Source organism: Bartonella sp. CL266QHHD (genome assembly GCF_042195355.1).
GTDB lineage: Bacteria > Pseudomonadota > Alphaproteobacteria > Rhizobiales > Rhizobiaceae > Bartonella.
The window spans coordinates 1-5,142 of record NZ_JBHIOD010000023.1; the positions used below are offsets into that span (position 1 = coordinate 1).

A 5,142-nucleotide genomic window follows, 5' to 3' on the forward strand; every position below is an offset into this window, starting at 1 on the left:
CTTTCACATACGATGATGGCGGCGTATATGAGAAAAAATAAAATTGAAGCCTGCCCGCATGGTTTTCGTTCTAGTTTACGCAATTGGCTCGCTGAAACAACCGATGCCCCCTATGAGGTCGCTGAAACCATTCTAAGTCATACAGTAGGAGGTAAAGTAGAGCGTGCCTATCGTCGGACTGACTATTTAGAACAGCGCCGCGTTTATATGGATAAATGGGCGGCATATGTCACTGGTCAATCTTAAGATATGGGGTGAATAACCCCATGATCTGTGGATAACTTTAGCTCTCTTCTCTCTCATTCTTTCTCAATAAGATTCATAAATTATCACATCAGAAATTGTATAATAAAATATTGTTTTCTATGAATAAAACATCTTTCTAAATGAACAAAAATGTGGTTAATAAATAGTTATGATTTGTTACCATTTTTTGATAGAAAGGATTTTAGTATGACAGAAAATGATATTCTTTTGACAGACCGTGAAAGTGCAAAATTGCTTCATATGAGTGTCTCAACATTCCGCCGTCATGTTACCAATGGCTCTCTCCCAAAACCTTTAAAATTTGGTTTTTTATCCCGTTGGTTACAATCGGATCTTTTGAATGTAATCGAACAAGCAAAACAGCAACGTTATAACGACGCGGCATAAAAAGAAAACCTTGTCACGTAAGGACGGACAAGGCTTTCTCAAACTCATCAACCTGGTGCTTTATTTGGTGTAAATTCAAGGCTTTCTCTACTGAAGCAAGACTTAAGGCTGGCATTCAAGTTGTTCTGAATGTTTTTTACAATAAGGGCTATTTAAGCGTCTCTCAACACTTCGCTGAGGCATGACAGCACCAGGACGACATATGGGAAGATTGTCCGATTTATGGTTTTCACACCATTCTTGTATTGTAAAGCTAGGACGAAAACCTGATTGCGCCATACACATTTCAATACTGGCAAATTGATTTAAATCTAGCGCCACAACCTTATTAAGGTCCGGTACTCCACATTCTAAAAGTATTTTATTTCTCCATAATGCTGGAGAAAGTGAGGGAATTGAGTTAACACATCCAGTGATACTTAACAGAGCTATGCAACTCAATAGTTTTAAGATTTTCTTCATTCTTCCCCTCCTTCAGTGGGTTTCTTTACAATAAAACAGCTCGGAAGCTTGTTGATATTTCCTGTCACCGCTGCTTAAAAAAACGGTGAACAATATTGAGATGATGGATTGAGGGAACAATCGCGCCATTCCAAGTGAAGGCAAGGATAGCGGTTTGTTGATCATCACAAACAGTGCTTAAGGTTGGCATTCTGGTTTATTTTTATATTTTTGGCAATAAGCGCTATTTAAACGCTTCTTGACACTTCGTTTTGGAATGACAGCACCTGGCACACAAATCGGAAGATCTTCGGCATTATAATTTCTACACCGATCTCTCCACTTCCCTCCTAATTTACTATGAAAACCTGCTTGGGTTAGACATGCATAAATAGATGTATTCGCATTTATACTTAACTCTCTATAATCCATCATATAATCATCATGAGGATTCAGCATTCCACATTCTAATAGTGCTTTTTTAATCTCAATCTTATCTTCTCCTAGCTTCTCTAATACATCCACAGCCTGGTAAGGACCTGGAAAACATCCAGCTATAATAAGCAAAGCCAATCCACTCAATAACTTTAAAGTTGCTTTCATTTTTTCTCTCCTTCAATGATTTTTTATCATAAGATTGCTTATAAGCTTGTCGATGTTTTATATTCCTCTGTCCATATCAATTTGAAACATGTTGAGTGCCGATACAATTGGCCCACACACTTATGCAAAAGATAAAAAAACTAAAGATTACTCTTAATCATACCATCATCAAAAAACTACGGTAGACATTCAGGCTTGTTTCTATTTCTTTTACAATGGGGGCTGTTCAGGCGTTTCTTAACACTTCTTTGAGGAATGACAGCACCTGAATGACAAATTGGAAAACGAGCATCAAAAAACTCACACGAACTCAAATATCCGGATTTATATCTAAAACCTGCTTGAACCATGCAAGCTTCAATTAATGCGTTCGCATTTCCGTCTAACTTTCTGTTGTATTCATCACGATTATAAGGTGTTGGCATGCCACATTCTAACAGCGCTTTCCCTATATCAATTGTATTTGCACCAGGCTTGTCCCATAATTCCCAAGCTGATAAGGGAACCTCAGCTTTATACTCACATCCAGCTATACTTAACAGAGCTATGCCGCTCAATAATTGCAAGACTTTCTTCATTTTTCCCCTCTTTCAATGGATTTATTTACTATAAAACAGCTCGGAAGCTTGTTGATATTTTCTGTCATCGCTGCTTAAAACAACGGTGAACAATATTGAGATGATTGGTTGAGAAAACAATCCCGCCATTCCAAGTGAAGGCAAGGAGGGGGATTGTTGATCATCACAAACAAAACTTAAGGTTTGCATTCAGGTGCATTTTTATATTTTTTACAAAAAGGGCTATTTAAGCGCTTCTTGACACTGGGCCTCGGGATCACAGCACCTGGACGACAAATGGGCAAGTTTTCGGCTTTATGATTCTCGCACCAAGTCCCTCCCCCCACTTTATCACGAAAACCTGATTGAACCATACAGGCATCAATAGTTGCCCATGCATTGTAGCTGAGTTTTCTGTTTTCTGGATCGGCATCAATAAGGCTCGGCATTCCACATTCTAATAAGGCTTTTCCTACCTCAGTAAAATCAGTAACACCATTTTTCTCCCACGTAGCCACCTCTCTTGGAGGAGGTTTATCGATATTACATCCAGTTATAATTAACAAAGTTACAGTGCTTAATAATTTTAGAGTTTGTTTCATTTTTTACTCCTTGGTTTACTTAAAGGAAATTGTTCACGATGAGATGTGCCATAAAACTTTTGGCATTTATAACCCACATCTCCAAGACAAGTATGGGAACTTATGGGATTTGTAGCCACTCTCCACCATTCTTTCCACCAGTTACTGCCAGCAGGTATTGTCTCGTAGGTATAGCCATTGCCGCCAATAATTCTGCTGACAAAGTCGTATCTATTCCCATTAAAGCCAACAGTGGTTTGTTTGCCATCACTCACATAACCTAACAGACCGGATGCAACTAAAGCATTAAAGGCGGGTCCATAGAAATTGATATTCGTGTTGTCGGCTATACCGTGCACACCTTCTTGTTTGAAAGAATACAGCATATTCCCCAATGTCATGGTACCACGGCTATGGCCATACTCTTCCAATCCCGTGTTACCATAGCGAGACATTATATCTTTTGCTTCTTGTGTTGAATTGGTCAAACCCCAAAAGTTATTTTCCATGAACTTCTGATAGCCTGCTACCAAGAGTTCTGAGATAGCAGAATCCGCTTGGGGGAACACAACAAAATAAAGCGGTGCATTTTTATCCTTCGCATGTTGAACCGCATAAACAGCGGCTTCCTCTGGTGGAGTAAAGATGCCATTAAAGGACACATGCACCTTGCCATCAGAACCTTCTTGTAAATGCTGCTTTTCCTCAGCCGTTAATAATGTGGTTGAGGAAACACAATCGCGCCATTCCAAGCGAAGGCAAGGATGGCGGATTGTTGATCATTAAGGCTGGCATTTGCGACTATTTTTATATTTTTTACAAAAAGGGCTGTTTAAGCGCTTCTTGACACTGGGCTGTGGGATCACAGCACCTGGACGACAAATGGGAAGGTTTTCGGCTTTATGATTTACACACCAAGTTCCCCCTCCCACTTTATCACGAAAACCTGATTGAATCATACAAGCTTCTATGGTTGCTATTGCATTGTAGCTGAGCTTTCTGCTTTCTGGATCAGTATCATAAGGGGTTGGCATACCGCATTCTAACAAGGCTTTTCCTACCTCAGTAAAATCAGTAACACCATTTTTCTCCCACGTAGCTATCTCTCCTAGAGGAGGTTTATCGATATTACATCCAGTTACACTCACCAAAACTATTCCACTTAATAACTTTAAAATGTGTTTCATTTTTTACTCCATGATTTACTTAAAGGAAATTGTTCACGATGAGATGAGCCGTAAAACTTTTGGCATTTATAACCCACATCTCCAAGACAGGTATGGGAGCTTATGGGATTTGTAGCCACTCTCAACCATTCTGTCCAAACGTTACTGCCAGCAGGGAGTGTCTCATAAGTATAGCCATTGCCGCCAATAATTCTGCTTACAAAGTCATATCTATTCCCATCAAAGCCAACAGTGGTTTGTTTGCCATCACTCACATAACCTAACAGACCGGATGCAACTAAAACATTAAAGGCTGGTCCATAGAAATTGATATTCGTATTGTCGGCTATTCCGTGCACACCTTCTTGTTTGAAAGAATACAGCATATTCCCCAATGTCATGGTACCACGGCTATGGCCATAAAGTTCTAACCCTGTAATACCATGGCTATACACCAAATCTTTCGCTTCTTGTGTGGAATTGGTCAAACCCCAAAAGTTATTTTCCATAAACTTCTGATAGCCCGCGACTAGAAGTTCTGAGATAGCAGAATCAGCTTCTGGGAACACCACAAAATAAAGCGGTGCATTTTTATTCTCCGCATGTTGCTCTGCATAAACAGCAGCTTCATAGGGTGGCGTAAAGATGCCATTAAAGGACACATGCACCTTGCCATCAGCACCCTCTTGTAAATGCTGCTTTTCTTCATCCGTTAAATAATGAAACTTAGGTATTGGTTGTCCACGAGCGTCTTTGATATACTGTCCATTTTCATCTTTTTTATAGATTATATTGCCCTTTTCATCACGGTCGACAACGGCGATGGGGTGCTCTTTGATAAACATGGTTTTATAGGAATCATCGCTGTATTTAAACCCTTCTTCTAAGAGTTGGGTTGCCATTTCACGGTTTTCATGGACGATTTGTTCCAGCTTGCCTACATCGAGCTGTTGTACACCCTTATGGGCAGTGGCAGTATCACGATTAAGGGAGGAGATTGCTTGCTCAACATCTTGCCCTGTCAATGCCTTCTGCCCTGCTTCATCTGTCAAGACGATGGTGCCATTGCTGATAGCAGATTTGGTGTATCCTTCCTCTGAATCTTGGGCTTTTGAATGATCTAAGAGATTTTTAGCAATG

The 5,142-nt window shown here is 39.9% G+C and carries 9 protein-coding genes and 1 pseudogene; 2 read left to right on the plus strand and 8 right to left on the minus strand.

Translation table 11 applies throughout. From position 1 onward, the window contains the following. Together ACFIK7_RS02490 and ACFIK7_RS02495 are read left to right on the plus strand one after the other, a co-directional pair. Window positions 1–246: pseudogene (locus tag ACFIK7_RS02490) on the plus strand (integrase); the annotation flags it as partial. Window positions 247–453: 207 nt separating this feature from the next. Further along, the gene (locus tag ACFIK7_RS02495) at window positions 454–654 is read left to right on the plus strand and encodes an AlpA family transcriptional regulator (RefSeq protein ID WP_015856172.1); all 201 of its coding nucleotides are present in this window, start codon (window positions 454–456) and stop codon (window positions 652–654) included. A gap of 102 nt (window positions 655–756) precedes the next feature. Here ACFIK7_RS02495 and ACFIK7_RS02500 read toward each other — a convergent pair whose 3' ends face one another. The 8 genes from ACFIK7_RS02500 to ACFIK7_RS02535 form a co-directional block, all read right to left on the minus strand. Continuing rightward, complete coding sequence (locus tag ACFIK7_RS02500) at window positions 757–1,116, minus strand: hypothetical protein (RefSeq protein ID WP_015856194.1); 360 nt, start codon at window positions 1,114–1,116, stop codon at window positions 757–759. A 64-nt stretch (window positions 1,117–1,180) separates the two neighbouring features. Next, the gene (locus tag ACFIK7_RS02505) at window positions 1,181–1,306 is read right to left on the minus strand and encodes a hypothetical protein (protein WP_375631918.1); all 126 of its coding nucleotides are present in this window, start codon (window positions 1,304–1,306) and stop codon (window positions 1,181–1,183) included. Beyond that, window positions 1,294–1,698, minus strand: coding sequence for a hypothetical protein (locus ACFIK7_RS02510; protein WP_026500686.1), 405 nt, complete (start codon window positions 1,696–1,698; stop codon window positions 1,294–1,296). The genes ACFIK7_RS02505 and ACFIK7_RS02510 overlap by 13 nt, the downstream gene beginning before the upstream one ends. 176 nt (window positions 1,699–1,874) lie before the next feature. After that, entirely contained in the window at window positions 1,875–2,276 is a 402-nt protein-coding gene (locus tag ACFIK7_RS02515) for a hypothetical protein (protein WP_026500687.1), read from the minus strand. A 176-nt stretch (window positions 2,277–2,452) separates the two neighbouring features. Then, window positions 2,453–2,857, minus strand: a complete 405-nt coding sequence (locus ACFIK7_RS02520; RefSeq protein ID WP_375662874.1) for a hypothetical protein — start codon at window positions 2,855–2,857, stop codon at window positions 2,453–2,455. Continuing rightward, on the minus strand, window positions 2,854–3,588 hold the full coding sequence (locus tag ACFIK7_RS02525) for a filamentous hemagglutinin (protein ID WP_375662875.1): 735 nt from the start codon (window positions 3,586–3,588) through the stop codon (window positions 2,854–2,856). Before ACFIK7_RS02525 ends, ACFIK7_RS02520 begins: the two co-directional genes overlap by 4 nt. 30 nt (window positions 3,589–3,618) lie before the next feature. Then, window positions 3,619–4,023, minus strand: coding sequence for a hypothetical protein (locus ACFIK7_RS02530; protein ID WP_375632036.1), 405 nt, complete (start codon window positions 4,021–4,023; stop codon window positions 3,619–3,621). Then, on the minus strand, window positions 4,020–5,142 hold a 1,123-nt coding region (locus tag ACFIK7_RS02535; RefSeq protein WP_375662876.1), incomplete at its 5' end, for a filamentous hemagglutinin. The genes ACFIK7_RS02530 and ACFIK7_RS02535, both read right to left, overlap by 4 nt.

Excerpts from the sequence above, each read along its gene's own strand:
- ACFIK7_RS02495 (WP_015856172.1), top strand. The coding sequence starts at position 454 with ATGACAGAAAATGATATTCTTTTGACAGACCGTGAAAGTGCAAAATTG.
- ACFIK7_RS02500 (WP_015856194.1), bottom strand. The coding sequence starts at position 1,116 with ATGAAGAAAATCTTAAAACTATTGAGTTGCATAGCTCTGTTAAGTATC.
- ACFIK7_RS02505 (WP_375631918.1), bottom strand. The coding sequence starts at position 1,306 with ATGCCAACCTTAAGCACTGTTTGTGATGATCAACAAACCGCTATCCTT.
- ACFIK7_RS02510 (WP_026500686.1), bottom strand. The coding sequence starts at position 1,698 with ATGAAAGCAACTTTAAAGTTATTGAGTGGATTGGCTTTGCTTATTATA.
- ACFIK7_RS02515 (WP_026500687.1), bottom strand. The coding sequence starts at position 2,276 with ATGAAGAAAGTCTTGCAATTATTGAGCGGCATAGCTCTGTTAAGTATA.
- ACFIK7_RS02520 (WP_375662874.1), bottom strand. The coding sequence starts at position 2,857 with ATGAAACAAACTCTAAAATTATTAAGCACTGTAACTTTGTTAATTATA.
- ACFIK7_RS02530 (WP_375632036.1), bottom strand. The coding sequence starts at position 4,023 with ATGAAACACATTTTAAAGTTATTAAGTGGAATAGTTTTGGTGAGTGTA.